Origin of the sequence: uncultured Amnibacterium sp. (assembly GCF_964245895.1) — a bacterium.
GTDB lineage: Bacteria > Actinomycetota > Actinomycetes > Actinomycetales > Microbacteriaceae > Amnibacterium.
Map to the genome: position 1 here is coordinate 26,028 of NZ_CAXTOQ010000009.1, position 18,760 is coordinate 44,787.

General features: G+C 70.6%; 24 protein-coding genes and 1 tRNA gene. 6 read left to right on the forward strand and 19 right to left on the reverse strand.

What is annotated here, in order from left to right:
• Positions 1-145: 145 nt before the first annotated feature.
• The gene (locus tag ACFE60_RS02720; protein WP_375387301.1) at positions 146-1,540 is read right to left on the reverse strand and encodes a GAF domain-containing protein; all 1,395 of its coding nucleotides are present in this window, start codon (positions 1,538-1,540) and stop codon (positions 146-148) included.
• Positions 1,541-1,670: 130 nt separating this feature from the next.
• On the reverse strand, positions 1,671-2,315 hold the full coding sequence (locus ACFE60_RS02725; protein ID WP_375387302.1) for a B12-binding domain-containing protein: 645 nt from the start codon (positions 2,313-2,315) through the stop codon (positions 1,671-1,673).
• A gap of 199 nt (positions 2,316-2,514) precedes the next feature.
• Between ACFE60_RS02725 and ACFE60_RS02730 the strand changes: the two genes are divergently transcribed.
• On the forward strand, positions 2,515-2,667 hold the full coding sequence (locus ACFE60_RS02730) for a hypothetical protein (RefSeq protein WP_375387303.1): 153 nt from the start codon (positions 2,515-2,517) through the stop codon (positions 2,665-2,667).
• Between the two features lie 22 nt (positions 2,668-2,689).
• On the opposite strand, the gene ACFE60_RS02735 is transcribed toward ACFE60_RS02730, so the two are convergent.
• From ACFE60_RS02735 to ACFE60_RS02755, 5 genes are all read right to left on the reverse strand, one after another.
• The gene (locus tag ACFE60_RS02735; RefSeq protein ID WP_375387304.1) at positions 2,690-3,322 is read right to left on the reverse strand and encodes a DedA family protein; all 633 of its coding nucleotides are present in this window, start codon (positions 3,320-3,322) and stop codon (positions 2,690-2,692) included.
• 144 nt (positions 3,323-3,466) lie between these two features.
• Positions 3,467-4,396, reverse strand: coding sequence for a carbohydrate ABC transporter permease (locus ACFE60_RS02740; protein WP_375387305.1), 930 nt, complete (start codon positions 4,394-4,396; stop codon positions 3,467-3,469).
• On the reverse strand, positions 4,396-5,490 hold the full coding sequence (locus tag ACFE60_RS02745; protein WP_375387306.1) for a carbohydrate ABC transporter permease: 1,095 nt from the start codon (positions 5,488-5,490) through the stop codon (positions 4,396-4,398). Before ACFE60_RS02745 ends, ACFE60_RS02740 begins: the two co-directional genes overlap by 1 nt.
• Before the next feature lie 78 nt (positions 5,491-5,568).
• Positions 5,569-6,822 (reverse strand): ABC transporter substrate-binding protein, encoded by a 1,254-nt coding sequence (locus ACFE60_RS02750; RefSeq protein ID WP_375387307.1) that lies wholly within the window; start codon positions 6,820-6,822, stop codon positions 5,569-5,571.
• A 219-nt stretch (positions 6,823-7,041) separates the two neighbouring features.
• On the reverse strand, positions 7,042-7,356 hold the full coding sequence (locus ACFE60_RS02755; RefSeq protein WP_375387308.1) for a DUF3618 domain-containing protein: 315 nt from the start codon (positions 7,354-7,356) through the stop codon (positions 7,042-7,044).
• A gap of 156 nt (positions 7,357-7,512) precedes the next feature.
• Here ACFE60_RS02755 and bcp point away from each other — a divergent pair, with 156 nt between their 5' ends.
• Positions 7,513-7,992: a thioredoxin-dependent thiol peroxidase gene (bcp, locus tag ACFE60_RS02760; protein ID WP_375387309.1), complete on the forward strand. Its 480-nt coding sequence runs from the start codon at positions 7,513-7,515 to the stop codon at positions 7,990-7,992.
• A gap of 9 nt (positions 7,993-8,001) precedes the next feature.
• Here the strand turns inward: bcp and ACFE60_RS02765 are convergent.
• The 7 genes from ACFE60_RS02765 to murI all read right to left on the reverse strand — a co-directional run bounded on the left by ACFE60_RS02765 (position 8,002) and on the right by murI (position 12,421).
• Positions 8,002-8,082: transfer RNA gene (locus ACFE60_RS02765), tRNA-Leu, on the reverse strand.
• Positions 8,083-8,094: 12 nt separating this feature from the next.
• Positions 8,095-8,592 carry a dihydrofolate reductase gene (locus tag ACFE60_RS02770; RefSeq protein ID WP_375387310.1) on the reverse strand — a complete coding sequence of 166 codons (498 nt, stop codon included), beginning with the start codon at positions 8,590-8,592 and terminating at the stop codon, positions 8,095-8,097.
• A 7-nt stretch (positions 8,593-8,599) separates the two neighbouring features.
• Positions 8,600-9,415 (reverse strand): thymidylate synthase, encoded by an 816-nt coding sequence (locus ACFE60_RS02775; RefSeq protein ID WP_375387311.1) that lies wholly within the window; start codon positions 9,413-9,415, stop codon positions 8,600-8,602.
• A complete protein-coding gene (gene rdgB / locus ACFE60_RS02780) occupies positions 9,416-10,048 on the reverse strand; it encodes an RdgB/HAM1 family non-canonical purine NTP pyrophosphatase (RefSeq protein ID WP_375387312.1) in 633 nt (210 codons plus the stop codon).
• A gap of 29 nt (positions 10,049-10,077) precedes the next feature.
• The gene (gene rph, locus ACFE60_RS02785) at positions 10,078-10,797 is read right to left on the reverse strand and encodes a ribonuclease PH (RefSeq protein ID WP_375387313.1); all 720 of its coding nucleotides are present in this window, start codon (positions 10,795-10,797) and stop codon (positions 10,078-10,080) included.
• 10 nt (positions 10,798-10,807) lie between these two features.
• Positions 10,808-11,608: an MBL fold metallo-hydrolase gene (locus ACFE60_RS02790; protein ID WP_375387314.1), complete on the reverse strand. Its 801-nt coding sequence runs from the start codon at positions 11,606-11,608 to the stop codon at positions 10,808-10,810.
• 12 nt (positions 11,609-11,620) lie between these two features.
• On the reverse strand, positions 11,621-12,421 hold the full coding sequence (gene murI / locus ACFE60_RS02795; protein WP_375387315.1) for a glutamate racemase: 801 nt from the start codon (positions 12,419-12,421) through the stop codon (positions 11,621-11,623).
• 38 nt (positions 12,422-12,459) lie between these two features.
• Here murI and ACFE60_RS02800 point away from each other — a divergent pair, with 38 nt between their 5' ends.
• Positions 12,460-13,062, forward strand: a complete 603-nt coding sequence (locus ACFE60_RS02800; protein WP_375387316.1) for a TIGR03086 family metal-binding protein — start codon at positions 12,460-12,462, stop codon at positions 13,060-13,062.
• A gap of 4 nt (positions 13,063-13,066) precedes the next feature.
• Here the strand turns inward: ACFE60_RS02800 and ACFE60_RS02805 are convergent, their stop codons facing one another.
• The 5 genes from ACFE60_RS02805 to clpS form a co-directional block, all read right to left on the reverse strand.
• A complete protein-coding gene (locus ACFE60_RS02805; protein WP_375387317.1) occupies positions 13,067-14,017 on the reverse strand; it encodes a PLP-dependent cysteine synthase family protein in 951 nt (316 codons plus the stop codon).
• A 2-nt stretch (positions 14,018-14,019) separates the two neighbouring features.
• The gene (locus ACFE60_RS02810; protein ID WP_375387318.1) at positions 14,020-14,292 is read right to left on the reverse strand and encodes a MoaD/ThiS family protein; all 273 of its coding nucleotides are present in this window, start codon (positions 14,290-14,292) and stop codon (positions 14,020-14,022) included.
• A 69-nt stretch (positions 14,293-14,361) separates the two neighbouring features.
• Positions 14,362-14,769 (reverse strand): Mov34/MPN/PAD-1 family protein, encoded by a 408-nt coding sequence (locus ACFE60_RS02815; RefSeq protein ID WP_375387319.1) that lies wholly within the window; start codon positions 14,767-14,769, stop codon positions 14,362-14,364.
• A 48-nt stretch (positions 14,770-14,817) separates the two neighbouring features.
• Entirely contained in the window at positions 14,818-15,393 is a 576-nt protein-coding gene (locus tag ACFE60_RS02820; protein ID WP_375387320.1) for a DUF2017 domain-containing protein, read from the reverse strand.
• A gap of 13 nt (positions 15,394-15,406) precedes the next feature.
• Complete coding sequence (gene clpS, locus ACFE60_RS02825; RefSeq protein WP_375387321.1) at positions 15,407-15,724, reverse strand: ATP-dependent Clp protease adapter ClpS; 318 nt, start codon at positions 15,722-15,724, stop codon at positions 15,407-15,409.
• 96 nt (positions 15,725-15,820) lie between these two features.
• Here clpS and ACFE60_RS02830 point away from each other — a divergent pair, with 96 nt between their 5' ends.
• The 3 genes from ACFE60_RS02830 to ACFE60_RS02840 are packed head-to-tail and all read left to right on the forward strand — an operon-like array spanning position 15,821 to position 18,666.
• Positions 15,821-17,218, forward strand: coding sequence for a nicotinate phosphoribosyltransferase (locus ACFE60_RS02830; protein ID WP_375387325.1), 1,398 nt, complete (start codon positions 15,821-15,823; stop codon positions 17,216-17,218).
• Complete coding sequence (locus ACFE60_RS02835) at positions 17,215-17,769, forward strand: isochorismatase family protein (protein ID WP_375387322.1); 555 nt, start codon at positions 17,215-17,217, stop codon at positions 17,767-17,769. The genes ACFE60_RS02830 and ACFE60_RS02835 overlap by 4 nt, the downstream gene beginning before the upstream one ends.
• Before the next feature lie 21 nt (positions 17,770-17,790).
• Positions 17,791-18,666 carry an oxidoreductase gene (locus ACFE60_RS02840; protein ID WP_375387323.1) on the forward strand — a complete coding sequence of 292 codons (876 nt, stop codon included), beginning with the start codon at positions 17,791-17,793 and terminating at the stop codon, positions 18,664-18,666.
• Positions 18,667-18,760 lie beyond the last annotated feature (94 nt).

Sequence of the window (18,760 nt, forward strand, 5' to 3'; positions counted from 1 at the left end):
TGAGGTCTGAGGTCTCGAGGGACGCAGATTGTCGGAGTCATCGACCTCGCCGGCTGGCGCTCACGACCGTGCTGGTCACGTCCGTCGGGCTTGCGTGCCGATGACGGCGCACCGGACAGGGTCAGTCTGCCCTGGGAGTAAGCCTTCAGCGGGTTGGAGGTTCGACACCCTCGCGGCCCTCCCGAGAGTCGTCGTCATCAGCGGCGACCTCGAAGCCCGGCTGCTTGAGCCGGAAGATCGAGCGGCGCAGCTGGATGACGCAGTCGTGCAGGATCGCCACCACCTCGTTGAGCCTCGACCGCGACTCCCCGTTCGGCATGTCCGCAGCCAGGCTGCTGGCCTTCAGGCCCGCGGCGTAGAGATCCTGGACGACGTCGTCGCGCAGGTTGGTGGCCAGCCGCTCGCGCTCGGTGACCAGCAGCAGCTGGTGGTGCAGGGTCCGCGCCGAAAGCACCTCGACAGCCAGGGCCAGCTGGGTGGTGAACTCGATCGCCCGGTCCAGCTCGAACCCGGAGAAGGCCGGACGGCCGCTGCGGCGCAGGACCACCATCAGACCGGACTGCCCGCCCTCGGCACCGAAGGGGAAGGCCATCAGCGGCCCCGCCCCGAGCCCGACGGCGGCCACACCCAGCGGGCTGCGCGGGTGATCGCCGGCCAGCGTCCGGACTCCCCGCCGCTGCTCGAGCGCCTGCCGCGCCAGGACGTCGGCCGTCGAGGGCAGCGGTAGCGTCCCTTCCCAGCCGGCGGCCGACGCCGTCGAGACGTCGTCGGGGCTGCTTGAGGTCCAGAGGGCGACGTGGTCGGCGTCGGCCAGCCGCTGCACCCCCTCGGCCACCAGCGCCACCGCCGTCCCCTGCCCGGCACTCCCGAGCAGGCCCGTGCTGAGGGTGGCGGCGTGCTCCAGCCAGACCTCCCGCTGCCGGGACTCCTCGTACAGCCGGGCGTTCTCGATCGCGATACCGGCGGTGAGACCGAAGCTGGCCAGGATGTCCCGGTCGGCGACACTGAAGGACCGCGAGCTCTCCTGGTGCACGTTGAGGACGGCGAGCAGGGTGCCGCGATAGGTGACGGGCACCGCCAGGTCTCCGGGCAGCCACGCAGCACCTACCTCCGGGGCGACCCGCTCGCGCGGAGACAGGCGACGCACGAGCTCGGGCCAGAGCCGGCTCACCAGCCGCGTCAGCTGCCCGGCGTCGGCCGGCTGGAGCTCGGTCGTGGTGGCCTCGCCGGTCGAGGCCCCCCACTCGAGCAGCTGGACCACCTCGCCGTCGGCGTTCAGCACGACGAGCGAGGAGGCCGACCGGTCGACCAGGCGACCACCGACGGCGGCGACCTGGCGGTACAGCGACGGCAGGCTGAGCTCGGCTGCGAGCAGCTTGTGCGCCCGCAGCAGCCGCTGGACCCGTCGCCGCCGGACGGAGCGGTCGAGCTCGTCCACCAGGCGTTCGTCCGCGCCCGCCGCCTGGCCCACCAGAGGCGTCGCCGGCGTCGCCGGTGAGCCGGCACGTTCGACTGCCGTAGCCGGAGAGGTGTCGGTCATCCACGCCCCTACCGCGGACCCGACGCTGCTGGGGGAAAGCGCCGCCGGCCCACTGTTCATGGTGCCCGTGCCCGGTCCGGGGGAACCGAGTCGCGTGCTCCCACAGTAGACCTCGCGTCAACGTCGCATCTCAGCCCAGACTGAGCCGCACCACCAGGTCGGCCGCGTCGCTCAGACGCTCGCCGAGATAGCAGCCCGGGACACCTGTCCGACTCCCCTCGAGCCCGAAGGCTGCTCCGGCGTAGTAGACGTCGACGCCCTGCTGAGCCGCAGCGGTGAGGGTCCGGACAGCTCCCGGCCGCCCCTTGAGAGAGTGCGACACCAGCACGACCGCCACGGGGCGGACCCGGGCGACGGCTGCGGCGACCGACCGCGTCGGGACGGCCGAGCCGAGACTGCGACAGTCGGCGCCTCGCTCGGCGAGCAGGGCCGCCATGCACTCCAGGCCCAGGCTGTGCAGGTCACTCGGACCGCACGCGAGTAACACCGTGCCGATCCGGTTCGGGGGGACCGAGTTCGCCAGTACCTGTCCCAGCCACATCTGCGTCGCCACTGTGGCCACGTGCTCCTCGCCCACGTCGGCTTGGCCGCTCTCCCACAGGCGTCCCACGAGGCGCATCGAGGGCATCACGATCTCATCGACCGTCGTTCCCAGTCCGAAGGTGGTCTGCGACTGGTTCAGCAGGAACAGCAGCCGTCGGATGTCGTAGGTCTGAGCCGCCTCGAGGACGTCAGGGATGACCGTCGTGGGACTGGTCTGGACAGGTGATAACACGTGCCTGGCTCCGAACGGGGGGTTGGATGGAGCAGCGCCACTGGAGGCTTGAGGTCAGCGTACCTGCGGTCCGGAGAGGCAGGGCGGGATCGACAACCTCCGGCTTCGTACCGCCCGGCGGAGCGGAATACCCCGGACTGATTTCAGGTTGTAGATTTCGAGATCGAATAGTTCGACCTCGGAACAGCAAGGAACGCTCATGTCACGCCTCACCACCCACCTCCGCTCCCGCCGCAACGAGCGCCGCTCCCGCCGTGAGATCGAGCGCGCCCTGGCCAACGCCAGCAGCTCGGCGATGCGGGAGGACCTTCTGATCGCGGCTCAGCGGCACAACACGCCGTTCGCCCGCTGACCTGCGGCCCGACCCAGCGAGGTTACCGAGCCCGCGCCTCGTCAGCGACGTCGAGCGCGTGGGCGACCTTCGGCTCAGCGTCCTCGGTGACCGACCGACCGCGGTACCAGCTCCAGAGCTTGCGCAGCTCCTGAACCAGGACGCCCATCGACACCGCGAAGGCGATGGCGATGACCATCGCCCAGACCGGGTGGGTGGCGATCCGGCCGCCGATGGAGCCGATGGTGGAGTAGATGCCCGCCCAGAGCGCGCAGGCGACCGTGTCGAGCAGCATGAAGCGCCGGACCGAGAACCGGGACAGGCCCAGCGCGACGATCACCGGCGTCCGACCGCCCGGGATCAGCCGTCCGGTCACCACCGCGTTGAAGGCGTTCCCCGTCAGGGACTGCTGAGCCGTCGTCACCCGGGTGCCGAACTTCGCCCTGTTCAGCCAACCCTGCAGACGACGGCGGCCGAGCCGAGCCTCCATCAGCATCACCGTGTCGCCCAGGACCGAGCAGATCCACGTGATCAGGAAGATCAACAAGACGTTGAGCTTGGAGTGGGCAGCGACTGCAGCCGCACCACTGACCATCTCACCGGTGGGCACGAAGGGGATCGCCGAGCCCACCAGGACGGACGCGGCCAGGAGCAGGTGGCCGTAGAACTGATTCACTCTCTCACGGTACGTCGGCCGGCTGAGCCGAGCCTGTGTCCGGCGGCTCCACAGGGTGTGACCCTTCAGACACAGGACTGGCGCAGTCGCGGGTTGCGACTGCGCCAGCTCTGGCTTCGAGCCCTTCGACGGGCTCAGGCGGTCCTACTTGACGCCACCTGCGGTGAGGCCGGCGACGATGCGGCGCTGGAAGAGCAGCACCGCGATCAGGAGTGGCACGGTCACGATCACACCGGCCGCCATGATGGAGCCGTACGGAGTGTCGAAGCCGGTCGTCCCGGTGAACTTGCTGATCGCCACGGTGGCGGTCTGCCGGTCCTGGTCGGTCAGGAAGGTCAGGGCGACCAGGAACTCGTTCCACGACCCGATGAACACGATGATCGCCGTCGTGAACACGCCCGGTGCCGCGAGCGGCAGGATCACCTTACGGAAGGCCACGGCCGGCGTGCAGCCGTCCACCATGGCCGCCTGCTCCAGCTCCACCGGCATCTGCTTGAAGAACGCGGTGAGGTTCCACACCGCGAGCGGCAAGCCGAAGCTGAGGCCGGGGACGATGACCGCCTGGTAGGTGTTGATCCAGTTGGGGAACCACTGGAACGGCGCCGTCGAGGAGAACATCTTCAGCAGCGGCGGAATCAGGATGATCAACGGGAACATCGAGCAGGCCATGATGAGCCACAGCACGGCGCCCTTGCCCTTGAACTGCAGCCGCGCCAGCGCGTACGCCGCCACGATGCCGAACAGGAGCGTGAGCACGGTGGTGGTCCCCGAGACGATCACCGAGTTGATCAACGCGCGCCCGAAGGCGTTGCCGCCCGCGAAGACGCCCTTGTAGTTCAACACCGACACCGGGCTGGGGATGAACTCCGTGCTGCGGCCCTCGCTCGGCTGGCGCAGCGAGGACACGATCATCCAGTAGAAGGGAATGACGCAGTAGAGGACGATGAGCGCCATCCCCACGTAGGAAGCGATCATCCCGAACAGGGCCTTGCCGCTCCGCTTCGGGTGCGAGAGCTTCGCGACCTCGGCCTGGGACAGGTGCGCCTGGGTGGGTGCCGTTACCGCGGTAGCCATCAGTGGTTCCCTCCCATCGCCTCGAGCGCAGGTGCGCCCTGGGCCTTGACCGAGTCCTCGCCGCCGACACCGGCGCCGCGTCCCCGCTTCTTCTTCTTCTTGGGCAGGCCCGAGTCACCGATCACGTCCGCACCGAGCACCTTCACGAAGATGAAGGCGACGAGCAGCACGTAGAGGAACAGCACGATGGCGTAGGCGGCCGCCGGCCCGTAGCGGGTGGCGGTCGCTTCCTGGTAGGCGAAGATCGACACGGTCTCCACCCGGTACTTGCCCTGCCCGACCATGCCCCAGGGCAGGTCGAACATGCGGAGGGTGTCGAGGGTGCGGAAGAGCACCGCCACCACCAACGTGGGCTTGACCATCGGCAGCGTGATGCGGACGAACTGCTGCCAGGTCGTCGCTCCGTCCACCTTGGCGGCCTCGTAGACCTCGGCGGGGATGGTCTGCAGCCCAGCGAGGGTCAGCAGGCCGATGAACGGCGCCGTCTTCCAGACGTCGGCGATCACGACAGCCCAGAACGAGGACGGCGAGTCGGCGAGCCAGAGGATCTGGGTACCGAGGATCCGGTTCATCACCCCGGCCTCGTCGAAGATGAGCTTCCACATCAGCGCGGAGACGATCGTGGGGATGGCCCAGGGCACCAGGATGCCGGCGCGCACGATCCCGCGGCCCTTGAACGCCTTGGCCATGATCAGCGCCATCGCCACCCCGAGAACGGTCTCGAGGATGACGCAGACGATGGTGATGGCGGTTGTGTTCAGGAACGCGTTGGAGAAGCGACCGATGGTGCCGTAGTTGCCGACCACCTTGTCCGGGTTGGTGAAGATGGCGGTGAAGTTCTTCAGCCCGCTGAAGCTCTCCCCACCGGTGATGATGCCCGTCGTGGGGTCAGGCAGGGAGTTGGTCTGGAAGAACGACTCGCGGATGGACAGCAGCACCGGGATGCCGGCCACCACGATGATCACGAGCAGCGTCGGGGCGAGCAGGATCCAGGCCAGCCGGCCCTGTCCGTCGCTGAGCGCGCTCTTCTTGTGTTTGTGACCGTCCTGCTGGACGGCGGGGAGACTTTGTGACTCCGCGGTGGCAGTTGCCATGCGGCCAACCTCCTTTGAGGAGAGATGCCCCGAGCCCCGGCGTGGCTCACGCCACGCCGGGGTCCGAAGAGCGAGGAACTACTTGATCAGCGTCTGGAGCTTGGTCTGCAAGCTGGCCATGGCCGCATCCGGCTGGGTCTGACCCTGCAGGGCACCGTAAGCGGCGTCCTGGATGGCCAGGGTGACGTCACCGTACTCGACCGCCTTCGGCCGCGGCTTCGCGGTCTCGATGCTCTTGAGCTGGATCGGCATGTAGGGGAACTTCTTGATGACGGCCGGGTCGGAGTAGATGCCCTCGCGGGTGGCCGAGGACGAGGTCGCGATCACGTTGGCCTTCATCACCTCTTCGCTGCAGAAGTACTTGATGAAGTCCGCGGCCGTGCCCTTGTTCTCGGCGTTGGTGGCGATGCCCTGGTTGTGACCGCCGAGGCTGGAGACGCCCGGACCGGCGATGCCCGGCAGCGGAGCCACCGCGTACTTGCCGACGATCTTGGACGAGCCGTCGGTCTTGGCGGCGAGGTTGTACACGTAGCCCCAGTTGCGGTGGAAGATCAGGTTGCCGGCCTGGAACGCGATACGGCCCTGCTCCTCCTGCCAGGTGATCGCACCCTTGGGGATGGTGCCGTCCTTGAACCAGTCAGCCAGCGTGCTCAGGCCCTTGATGGCCTCGGGGGTGTTCACGTTCGGCTTGCCGTCGTCGCCGACGATGACCCCGCCGGCCCCGTTGACGGCCTCGGCGAAGTTGACGGTCAGACCCTCGTACTTGTTGTACTGGCCGGCGAAGCACTCCAGCTTGGGGTTGTTCTCGCCCGCCTTGATCTTGGTGCAGTCAGCCTTCATCTCATCGAAGGTGGTGGGCGGCTGCAGGCTGTACTTGTCGAGCAGGTCCTTGCGGTAGTACAGCAGGCCGCCGTCGGAGGACTGCGGGTAGGCGTAGACCTTGTTGAAGTAGGTCGCACTGTCGACCGTGGGCTTGAGGAAGCCGTCGGTCGGGAACTGGTCGGCCGGCAGCGGCACCAGGATGCCCTTGGCCGCGAACTCCGAGGTCCAGACGACGTCGGTGCTCAGGATGCCCATCTTGGGGTTCTTGATCTGGGTGTTCTGGATCATCTGCGCCCGCTGCTGGTCAGCGTTGTCGGGCAGCTCGTGGATGATCACCTTGCCGGCCGGGTGCTGGGCGTTGAAGGCCGCCACCACGTTCTTCAGGTTCCCCGAGGTGTCCTTGCCGGTCCAGAGCTCGGTGTCACCCTGCTTGGAGAAGTCGACCCCCGGAGCCGAGGAACCGGCCGGGGTCGAGGAGCCACCGCCACCACAGGCGGCCGCGGCGAGCAATGCGGTTAGGGACGCTGCCGCGACAAGCACGCGGCGCGCCGGACGTGGAAAAGTCATTCAGGCCTCACTTCGTTGTAGAGGCACCCATCCGTGGTGCCACTTCGCCACACTAGATGATCTTCGTCACTCTGGAGCAACTCGTGCTGACCGAGTGTCGAGATTTGTTAAGGAGCCTCTCACACACCGACCCGGGCGGGAAGCAGTACCGGGAAGGCGGGGTCAGCCTCGGCGGCGGCGCGCGACCGCGCGGAGGACCACCACCAGGGACACGAGCCCTGCCGCGGCGCCGCCCAGGACGGCCAAGCGGTCGGTGCGCAGGTCGCCCCGGGCGTTGTAGACCAGCGACTTGGCGTTCTCGATCTCGGTGCTGACGAAGCGCTTGGCGCCGGCGATCTCGCGCTGCTTGATCCGCTGGGGGTGCACCTGGTCGATCAACGACTCGAGAGCTCCGGTGAGGCGGTCGCGCGTGGCGGCCAGGTCGGCTTCGATCTGGTCCTTGTCGCGATCCGGACGGCCCGAGCTGCTGCCTGCCATCATCACCACCCCTTCCCTGCTGCGGCCGACGCGGCAGCTGCCGGCGTCTGGGGGGCCAGCGTATTGCAGCGGCGCCGCAGGCCTGAGGGCGGCCGAGGATGGCGGCGGACGGGTACACGAGCATGGATGTCGGCGGCCCCCAGTAGGGTCGGAGACATGACGACCCGACTGACGACCGGCGATCCGGCCCCGGCCTTCACCCTGCCCGACGCCGACGGTCAGCCGGTGTCCCTCGCCGACTTCGCGGGCCAGCGGGTCATCGTCTACTTCTACCCGGCGGCGCTCACCCCGGGCTGCACCACCCAAGCCGTCGACTTCACGGCCGCGATGACCGACCTCAGCGCGGCGGGCGTGCACGTGCTCGGCGTCTCCCCCGACGCCCAGACCAAGCTGGCCACCTTCCGCGAGCGGTCCTCGGTGGGCTTCCCGCTGCTGTCCGACACCGAGCGCAGCACGCTCGACAGCTACGGCGCGTACGGGGAGAAGCTGCTCTACGGCAAGCTGGTCGAAGGCGTGATCCGTTCGACCTTCGTGGTCGACGTGAACGCCAAGGGGCTCGGCACGGTCGCCGTCGCGCAGTACAACGTCCGCGCGGCCGGCCACGTCGACAAGCTGCGCCGCGAGCTCGGCCTCTGACCGAGCCGGTGCCGAAGGAGGGACTCGAACCCTCACGCCCGTAGGCACAGGAACCTAAATCCTGCGTGTCTACCGTTCCACCACTCCGGCGGCGGCCGCAGCCTACCGCCTGGAGCCGTTCCGCCGGACGAGCCGGACGTGGGCGAACCCGTCGTGCTCCTCCCGCTCGGTCTGCCGCCACTGCTCGGGGTCGACGACCGGGAACAGCACGTCCCCGGGCGGCTCCTGGTGGACCTCGGTGAGCTCGAGGGCGTCCAGCCGGGCCCAGGCCGCGCGGTAGACCTGGCCGCCCCCGGCCACGAACACGAGCCGGTCGTCCAGCTGCAGGGCGCGGTCGAGAGCGGCGTCGAGGTCGCCGAAGACCACCACCCCCTCGGGGGCGTAGTCGGGGTCCCGGCTGACCACCAGGGTGGTCCGGCCGGGCAGTGGACGCCCGATCGAGTCGTGGGTGAGACGGCCCATGACCAACGGGTGGCCCATGGTCAGCCGTTTGAAGCGGGCCTGCTCGCCCGGGATACGCCAGGGGATGTCCGGACCGGCACCGATCACCCGGTTCTGGGCCACGGCGGCGATCGCGACCACCTCCGCTCGGGGGCTCATCGACGGCTCAGACCGCGATCGGGGCCTTGATGCCCGGATGCGGGTCGTAGCCCTCGATCACGATGTCGTCCATCGCGAAGTCGTCCAGGGACCCCACCGCCGGGTTCAGCACCAGCCGGGGCAGGGGGCGGGGCTCCCGCTCGAGCTGGCGTCGGGCCTGGTCCAGGTGGTTCACGTAGAGGTGGGCGTCGCCGAGGGTGTGCACGAAGTCACCCACCTCGAGGTCGCAGACCTGGGCCACCAGGTGGGTGAGCAGGGCGTAGGAGGCGATGTTGAACGGGACGCCGAGGAAGACGTCGGCCGAGCGCTGGTACAGCTGGCAGGACAGCCGGCCGCGGGTACCCGGCCCGTCAGCGGGGCTCACGTAGAACTGGAACATCGTGTGGCAGGGGGGCAGGGCCATGTCGCCGAGGTCGGACACGTTCCAGGCGCTGACCAGGTGTCGCCGCGAGTCCGGGTTGGTACGGATCGCCTCGACCGCGCCCGCCAGCTGGTCCACGTGGCCCGCCTCCGGCGTCGGCCAGGAGCGCCACTGGTAGCCGTAGACCGGGCCGAGCTCGCCGTCCGCGTCCGCCCACTCGTCCCAGATGCTCACGCCCTGCTCGTGCAGCCACTTCACGTTCGTCGACCCCGAGATGAACCAGAGCAGCTCGGCGACGATGGAGCGGACGTGCAGCTTCTTGGTGGTCAGCAGCGGGAAGCCCGCGCGCAGGTCGAAGCGCATCTGGTAGCCGAACGTGCTGAGGGTGCCCGTGCCGGTGCGGTCCCCTTTCGGTACTCCCGTGTCGAGGACGTGGTCGAGCAGGTCGAGGTAGGTCTTCACTCAGGACTCCTCCTGCGCATCGGTGGCCGCGCCCGGTCGGAGGCGGTGCAGCTCGGCGACCAGCACCGGCACGATCGCGGCGATGGCCAGGCCCCGGTGGCTGATCGCGTCCTTGGCCGCCGGGTCGAGCTCGGCGGTGGTCCGGTCGTGCCCGTCAGCCACGAAGAGCGGGTCGTAGCCGAAGCCATTGTCCCCTACCGGGGCCTCGACGAGCTGACCCGACATGGTCCCCCGGGCGACCTGCTCGGTGCCCTCAGGCAGCACCAGGGCCATGGCGCAGTGGAAATGGGCCCGCCGGTCGGCTCCGGTGAGGTCGAACAGCTGGCGCAGCAACAGCTCGTTGTTGCTCGCGTCGCTCGCGTCGACCCCCGACCAGCGCGCCGAGCGGACGCCGGGCATCCCGTTCAGCCGGTCCACGGACAGTCCCGAGTCATCAGCCAGCGCCGGCAGGCCGGTGGCCTCGACACAGGCCCGAGCCTTGAGCAGGGCGTTCTCCTCGAACGTGGCCCCTGTCTCGGCCGGTTCGGGGTACGCCGGGAGGTCGGCGAGGGCGAGCACCTCGATCTCGGGCGCCGCAGTGGCCACGATGCGTCGGAGCTCGGCCAGCTTCTTGGCGTTGTTGGTGGCCAGCACGACGACCGCCCCCGGAGCCTGTCGAAGGCTCACGCGCTCAGCGCGGCCTGCTGCAGCCGGGTCAGCTCGGCGCAACCGGCGGCGCCGAGGTCGAGCAGCTGGTCGAGGGTTCCGCGGTCGAACGGGGCGCCCTCGGCGGTGCCCTGCACCTCGACGAAGGTACCGGCGCCGCTCATCACGATGTTCATGTCGGTGTCGGCGGCGGAGTCCTCGGTGTAGCAGAGGTCCAGCATCGAGACGCCGCCGACCACGCCCACCGACACCGCCGCGACACTGTCGACCAGCGGTTCGCCGGCCAGCGCGTCCCGGCCCCGCAGCCAGGCCACGGCGTCGGCGAGGGCGACGTAGGCGCCGGTGATCGAGGCCGTCCGGGTGCCGCCGTCGGCCTGCAGGACGTCGCAGTCGAGCACGATCGTGTTCTCCCCGAGCGCCTTGTAGTCGATCACCGCCCGCAGGCTGCGGCCGATCAGCCGGCTGATCTCGTGCGTCCGACCGCCGATCCGGCCCTTGACCGACTCGCGGTCGCTCCGGGTGTTGGTGGCCCGCGGCAGCATCGCGTACTCACTGGTCACCCAGCCGAGCCCGGAGCCCTTGCGCCAGCGGGGCACCCCGACGGTGACGCTGGCCGCGACGAGGACCCGCGTCTGGCCGTACTCGACGAGCACCGACCCCTCCGCCTGGCTCAGCCAGTTCCGGGTGAAGCGCACCTCGCGCAGCTGGTCGAGTTCGCGTCCGTCGGCTCGGGTCATGGGCTCCACCCTAGGGGCGTGCACCGACAGTCCAGGAGCAGGCGGACCGGGCCAGCTCGATCGGGCCCTGGTAGTGGGGCGCCGCCTCGGCCAGCACCCGGTCCGGGTCGTGCCAGGGCGGGATGTGGGTGAGCACCAGCCTGCGCACCCCCGCCGCAGCCGCGGTCTCGGCCGCCTCGCGGCCCGAGAGGTGCAGCCCCGTCGGGTTGCCGGGCCGGTCGAGGAAGGCCGCCTCGGCCAGCAGCAGGTCGGCGTCGCGCGCCAGCTCGACCAGCGCGGGGCACGGGCCCGTGTCGCCGGAGTAGACCAGGGTGCCGCCGCCAGGACCGTCTCCGGTGACACGGAGGGCGTAGGTCTCGACGGGGTGGTCGACCCGGACGGTCTCGACCACGAACGGCCCGAGCCGCTGCTCGGGCCGCCAGTCCCGGTAGCCGAAGTGCTCGCCGATGCCGGGTCCGGGTTCGGGATCGACGACGCCGGGAGCGGTGACCTCGTAGGCCCGCACGATCCGCTCGCGGGTGCCGGACGGTCCCAGCACCGGGACGGGTGCCCACGGTGCCGTCGGGGAGTAGCGGGCGCCCACGTAGAACGCGCAGAGGTCCAGGCAGTGGTCAGGGTGCAGGTGGGTCAGCGCGATCGCGTCGACCTCGCGCGGGTCGAGCTGGGCCCACAGCCGGCCGAACGCCCCCGGCCCGAGATCGAGGACCAGCGAGTAGGTCCGGCCCTGGTACGGCGCCTGGACGAGGTAGCTGGAGGCGGGCGAGTCGGGACCCGACGTGGAACCACTGCAGCCGATGACGGTCAGGCGCACGACGTCAGCTCCTCACGCGAACTGCTCGACGTCGGAGACCAGGCCGCCCATCAGTCGGCGACCCACGCCCTCGAACGCCTCCGGGCTGCCGGTGGTGAGGAAGCGGTGGCTCGGCCTCCGCGGGTGGTCGTGGGTCAGGCCGCGGCGGGTCAGGGTGGCGTAGACCTCCAGCGCGCACTCGTCGGCGCTCGAGACCAGGCTGACCCCGTCGCCGAGGACGTAGGCGAGGACCCCGGTCAGCAGCGGGTAGTGCGTGCAGCCCAGCACCAGGGTGTCGATCCCGGCCGCCCGCAGCGGCTGCAGATACTGCTCGGCGCAGGCCAGCAGCTCGGGCCCACCGGTGACCCCGGCCTCGACGAAGGGAACGAAGCGGGGGCAGGCCACGGTGGAGAGCTCCACCTGCGGAGCGGCAGCGAACGCGTCGTCGTAGGCCTGGGAGGTGGCGGTCGCCTCGGTGCAGATCACCCCGACGCGCCCGCTCCGGGTGGTGGCCACGGCCCGCCGGGCGGCCGGCAGGATCACTTCGACCACGGGGACCCGGTACCGCTCGCGAGCGTCCCGCAGCACGGCCGCACTGGCCGAGTTGCAGGCGATGACCAGGGCTTTCACCCCTTGGGCGACGAGGTGGTCCAGGCACTCCAGGGCGAACTCGCGGACGCTGGCGATGGGCTGCTCGCCGTAGGGAGCACGTGCGGTGTCGCCGAGGTAGACCACGTCCTCGTACGGCAGCTGGTCGATCACCGCCCGCGCCACGGTCAACCCACCGAACCCGGAGTCGAAGATCCCGATCGGGGCCTCGGTGTCGGGAGTCACGGGCGATGAGTTTACGACCCGGCGCCGGTCCACCCCTCATGCCCACGCCCGACGCCCCGCCCCTGGACCTCGACGCGCCCGCCATAGACCTCGCACGCCTCGTGCTCGGCGTGACCGAGGAGCACCTGAGCCTGCCGACGCCGTGCCGCTACCCGGTGAGCGTGCTGCTGGTGCACCTCATCGGCCTCAGCCGCGCCTTCACCGACGCCGCCCGAAAGCTCGACGGACCCCTGACGCGAAGCGCCCCGAGCTCGGCGGACGTCGAGCTGGCGGCCGGATGGCGCGAGGAGCTGCCGCTCCGGCTGGCCGGGCTCGTCGGCGGCTGGCGTGACCCTGCGGCCTGGACGGGGATGACCGTCGCGGGCGGGGTGGAACTGCCCGGCACGGTGATGGGCGTCGTGGCCAACAACGAGCTGGTGCTGCACGGCTGGGACCTGGCGGTGGCGACCGGTCAGCAGATCCGGGTGGCCGAGGCGAACGTGGCGGCGTCCTGGCAGATGGTGTCGGAGACCCCGGACGACCCCGCCGCCCGACGGGGCCTCTTCGGGCCCGTCGTCCCGGTCGAGGACCAGGCTCCCCTGCTGCACCGCACGCTCGGTGCCGCCGGCCGGGACCCCGGCTGGGTGGCCGGCGCTCGGTGAGAGCTCAGGCCCAGACCTGGGTGTCCAGGAAGTCCTCGGTGGCGTCGAGATCGGTGGTGTAGGCGCCGGTGGAGAGGTACTTCCAGCCGCCGTCGCAGATGACCAGCACGATGTCCGCGGCCACCCCGGCCTTCTCGGCGCGGGCCGCCTGGGCCAGCGCTGCGTGCACGATCGCGCCGGAGGACAGCCCGGCGAAGATGCCTTCGCGCTCGAGCAGCTCACGGACGCGACGGACGGCGTCGCGGGAGCCGACCGAGAACCTCGACGTCACGTACTGCGGGTCGTACAGCTCGGGCACGAAGCCCTCGTCGAGGTTGCGGAGTCCGTAGACGAGCTCGCCGTAGCGGGGCTCGGCGGCGATGATCTTGACGTCGGGCTTCTTGTCGGCGAAGAAACGGCCCACGCCCATTAGGGTGCCGGTGGTGCCCAGACCGGCCACCACGTGGGTGACCTCGGGCAGGTCCTCGAGGATCTCGGGGCCCGTGGTCAGGTAGTGCGCCTCGGCGTTGGCGGGGTTGCCGTACTGGTAGAGCATCACCCAGTCGGGGTGCTCCGCGGCCAGCTCCTTGGCCACCCGGACGGCCTCGTTCGAGCCGCCCGCGGCCGGGGAGGACACGATCTCGGCCCCCCACATCGCGAGGATCTGGCGTCGCTCGACCGAGGTGTTCTCCGGCATCACGCAGATCAGCCGGTATCCGGCGAGCTTGGCGGCCATGGCCAGCGAGATGCCCGTGTTGCCGCTCGTGGGCTCCAGGATGGTCGAGCCCTTCCGCAGCTGGCCCGAGTCCTCGGCCACCCGGATCATGTTGAGGGCGGCACGGTCCTTGATCGATCCCGTCGGGTTGCGGTCCTCGAGCTTGGCCCACAGGCGCACCGTCGGGCTCGGGGACATCGACGGCAGTCCGACCAGCGGGGTGTGGCCGACGGAGTCGGCGAGGGAGTTGTAGCGGACCACGCTCAGCCGCCGGCGACGGCCGGGAGCACGACCACGACGTCCCCGTCCGCGGTTGCCGCCTCGAGCCCACCGGAGAACCGGACGTCCTCGTCGTTGACGTAGACGTTGACGAAGCGGCGGAGGGTGTCGGCCTCGATCAGCCGCGACTTGATCCCCGGGTGCCGGGAGTCGACGTCGTCGATCACCTGGGCCAGCGTGGCGCCCGTGCCGTCGACCCTCTTCTCCCCGCCCGTGAAGGTGCGCAGGATCGTCGGGATCCGTACCTCTACCGCCATGTCCGCCTCTTTCTGACCAGGCCGCCACGTGCCGCGGCGTTCTCCGTCCGAACGCGCGCCCACCAGGCACTATTCCGAGATCGCGAGCTCTTCCTCGGTCACGACACCGTCGAGGATCCGGTACGAACGAACTGAGACCCTCTCCTGAAGGGCGGTCGAGACCAGCACGTAGTGCGCCTGCGGCTCGGCGGCGTAGGAGATGTCGGTACGCGACGGGTAGGCCTCGGTCGCGGTGTGGGAGTGGTAGACGACGACGATCTCCTCGTCCCGGTCGTCCATCTCCTGGTAGAGGTGCAGCTGCTCGGTCGGGTCGAAGCGGAAGAAGGTGGGCGAGCGGTCGGCGTTGGTCATGGCCAGGATCCGGGTCGGGACGTCGGACCCCTCCGGGCCGACGATCACCCCGCACGCCTCGTCCGGGTGGTCGGCGCGGGCGTGGGCCACCATGGCGTCCACGTGGGACTGGGCGATGCTGAGCACGGCGGCGAGCCTAACCGGTACCCGCCCTTCGACGGGCTCAGCAGACGGTTACAGGGACGAGATCAGGGTCTCCTGGGCGAAGCCGAGCCAGTCGTAGACGCTGACCATGAAGCTGCGCGGGTCCTCCTCCGGCAGCTGGGCCAGGTCGTCGGCGCTCTCGGCGTCGGTGATCCCCAGCCGCGTGGCGACGGCGAGCCGGACACTGGTCAGCGTCCGCAGCCAGGCGTCCGCCTGGGCCGGGTCGACCCGCAGGTCCTTCGCGCCGGCCTCCGTCTCCCCGAGGGCCCGAAGCACGACCACCGCGTCCTCCACCTTCTTGCCCCGCAGGTCGCGCTCGGTGAAGCGCCGGAAGTCCGAGGACGCGGCCGCGTCGTGGGGGTAGGCGTTGGGGAACAGCCGCCGGAGCACGGGGTCGTCGGAGACCTCGGGCTCGTCGGGGTCGGCCTGCAGGTCGCGGACCAGTCGCTCGAACGAGTCCGCCTCCCCCTCGGCCGGCGCGTACTGCTCCGGCTCGCCGTCGGATACCAGCTCCACCAGCTGGTTGACCAGGGACGTCAGCAGCTCGACCTCATAGCCGCTGAGGGAGGTGCTGATCACGCCACGGCGCCGGGAGAACTTCCTCACGTGTCGGCCCCCATCACTCGTCGGACTTGTCGATGGTGGCCCAGAGGCCGTACTCGTGCATGGCGTTCACGTCGCGCTCCATCTCCTCCCGCGAGCCGCTCGAGACCACGGCCTTGCCGTCGGAGTGGACCTGCATCATCAGCTTGGTGGCCTTGGGCTTGGCGTAGTGGAAGTAGGTCACGAACACGTGGGTCACGTACGACATCAGGTTCACGGGGTCGTCCCAGACGATCGTCACCCAGGGGGTCTGCGGGAGGACCTGCTCGAGCGGCCGCTCGACGACTGCGGTGCCGCCGGCAGGGACGGCGCTGCCACCCTCGGTTTCGGCCATGCCGACCATTGTGACAAACCCGGCGCGGCGGTCGCACCAGTGGCGCTCGTTAGGCTGACCGTCGTGACCGCTTCTCCACGCACCGGCACCGACGTGTTGTCGACCGGCGCCACCTCCTGGGGACCCCGCGAGGTGCCGACGACCGCCCTGCTCACCGACCACTACGAGCTCACGATGCTGCGGGCCGCGCTGGAGGCCGGGACGGCGAACCGGCGCTGCGTGTTCGAGCTGTTCGCCCGACGGCTGCCCCCGGGCCGCCGCTACGGCGTCGTCGCCGGGGTCGGCCGGGCCCTGCGGGCGCTGAACCAGTTCCGCTTCGACGAGGAGTCGCTGCGGTTCCTGCAGGAGGCGGACGTGGTGGACACGGCCACCGCCGACTGGCTGGCGGGCTTCCGCTTCGACGGCGACATCTGGGGCTACCCGGAGGGCGAGATCTACTTCCCCGGCTCGCCGATCGTGGTCGTCGAGTCGAGCTTCGCCGCCGGCGTGATGCTGGAGACGGTGCTGCTCAGCATCTACAACCACGACGCCGCGATCGCCTCGGCGGCCTCCCGGATGACCCTGATGGCGGGCAGCCGGCCGTGCATCGAGATGGGCTCGCGCCGGACCCAGGAGCTGGCCGCCGTCGCCGCGGCCCGGGCGGCCTACATCGCCGGCTTCGAGGCCACGTCGAACCTGGAGGCCGGTCGTCGCTACGGCGTCCCGACCCGCGGCACCTCGGCCCACTCGTTCACCCTGCTGCACCCCACCGAGCGGGAGGCGTTCGCCGCCCAGATCGCCGCGCTGGGTGAGGACACCACCCTGCTGGTCGACACCTACGACGTCGAGGCGGCCGTCCGGACCGGGGTCGAGCTGACCGGCGGCCGGCTCGGGGCGGTGCGGCTGGACTCCGGCGACCTGGCCCTGCGCGCCACCCAGGTGCGCGAGCTGCTGGACTCCCTCGGCGCCACGACGACCCGGATCATCGTGACCAGCGACCTGGACGAGTACACGATCGCTGCGCTGTCCGGGGCGCCGGTCGACGGCTACGGCGTCGGCACCTCGCTGGTCACCGGCAGCGGCCACCCGACCTGCGGCTTCGTCTACAAGCTGGTGGCCCGGGCCGGCTCCAATGACCCCGGCGCGCCGCTGGAGCCCGTGGCCAAGAAGAGCACCGACAAGATCTCGGTCGGCGGACGCAAGTACGCCGTCCGCCAGCTCTCCCCCGACGGCGTGGCCGAGGCCGAGCTGATCGGGGTCGGGGCGGTCTCCCGGCACGACTCCGACGACCGTGAGCTGCTGGTGCCGCTGGTCCGCGGCGGGGAGGTCATCGGGGACGAGCCCCTCTCGGCCGCCCGCGAGCGGCACGTCCGCAGCCGCGCCGAGCTGCCGATGGAGGCGTCCAAGATGTCCCGGGGAGAACCGGTGCTGGAGACCGTCTACGCCGGTGCCGGGATCCCCGACGGCAACCCCTTCGCCGCCCGGCTCGGGGCCGTGGCACGGGCGGACGCGTGAGCACCGCGCTGGTCGTCGTCGACGTGCAGCGCGACTTCTGCGAGGGCGGGTCGCTGGCCGTCGCCGGTGGGGCTGCCGTGGCGGCCGCGGTCACCGGACTGCTGGCCGGCGACCACCCCTACGACGTGGTCGTGGCCACCCGCGACCACCACATCGATCCCGGCAGCCACTTCTCCGACTCCCCCGACTTCGTCGACAGCTGGCCCCGGCACTGCGAGGTCGGGACGCCCGGCGTGGAGTTCCACGACGCCCTCGGCTTCCGTGACTTCGACGCCGTCTTCGACAAGGGCGAGTACGAGGCCGCCTACTCCGGCTTCGAGGGCCGCTCGGCGCAGGGCAGCCGGCTGGCCGACTTCCTCCGCCAGCACGGGGTCGAGGCGGTGGAGGTGTGCGGGATCGCCACCGACCACTGCGTCCGCGCCACCGCCCTGGATGCCGCGCAGGCCGGCTTCGCCACCACCGTGCTGCTCAGCCTGACCGCCGCCGTGGCCCCGGACCGGCTCGACGCCACCCTGGCGGAGCTGGCGGACGCCGGAGTCAGCACCCGCTGAACCCCCACCTATCGTGGGCGCGTGACGTGGACCGCTGACCAGATTCCCTCCCAGGCCGGACGGACCTTCGTGGTCACCGGTGCCAACAGCGGGCTGGGTCGGGTGACGGCGGCCGAGCTGGCTCGCGCCGGCGGCCGGGTGGTGCTGGCCGTCCGCGACCGGGCGCGCGGCGAGGAGGCGGCCCGGGCCATGACGGGCGACGTCGAGGTGCGGCTGCTGGACCTGGCCGACCTCTCCTCGGTCCGCGCCTTCGCCGCCGGCTGGACGGGGCCGCTGGACGTGCTGGTCAACAACGCCGGCATCATGGCCGTCCCCCGGGGCACGACGGTCGACGGCTTCGAGCGTCAGTTCGGCACCAACCACCTCGGCCACTTCGCCCTCACGCTGCTGTTCCTGCCGGCCATCACCGACCGCGTGGTCACCGTCTCCTCCGGCCTTCACCGACGGGGCCGGATCGTGCTCGACGACCTGCAGTTCGAGCGTCGCCGCTACACCCCGTACGCGGCGTACGGGCAGTCCAAGCTGGCCAACCTGCTGTTCACCCTCGAGCTGGAGCACCGGTTGGAGCAGCAGGGCTCTCCCATCCGCGCTCTGGCGGCCCACCCGGGCTACGCGGCGACGAACCTGCAGGGCCGCTCCAGCAACCCGGTCGCCCGTGCGGCGATGGCCGTGGCCAACCGCGTGTTCGCCCAGAGTGACGCCCAAGGGGCGCTGCCGAGCCTGTACGCGGTGGTCACCGACCTACCCGGCGGCAGCTACGTGGGCCCGGACGGACGGAACGAGATGAGCGGGTACCCGACACTGGTCGGGCGCAGCGCGGCCGCGACGGACCCCGAGGTGGCCCGACAGCTCTGGGTGGCGTCGGAGCAGCTGACCGGGGTCGCCTACCCCGCCTGACCGCGGCGTTCGGCGCCAGGGCCATGCCGTCAGGGCCGCGAGGTCAGGGCCGCGAGGTCAGGGCCGCGAGGTCAGGGCCGCGAGGTCAGGGCCG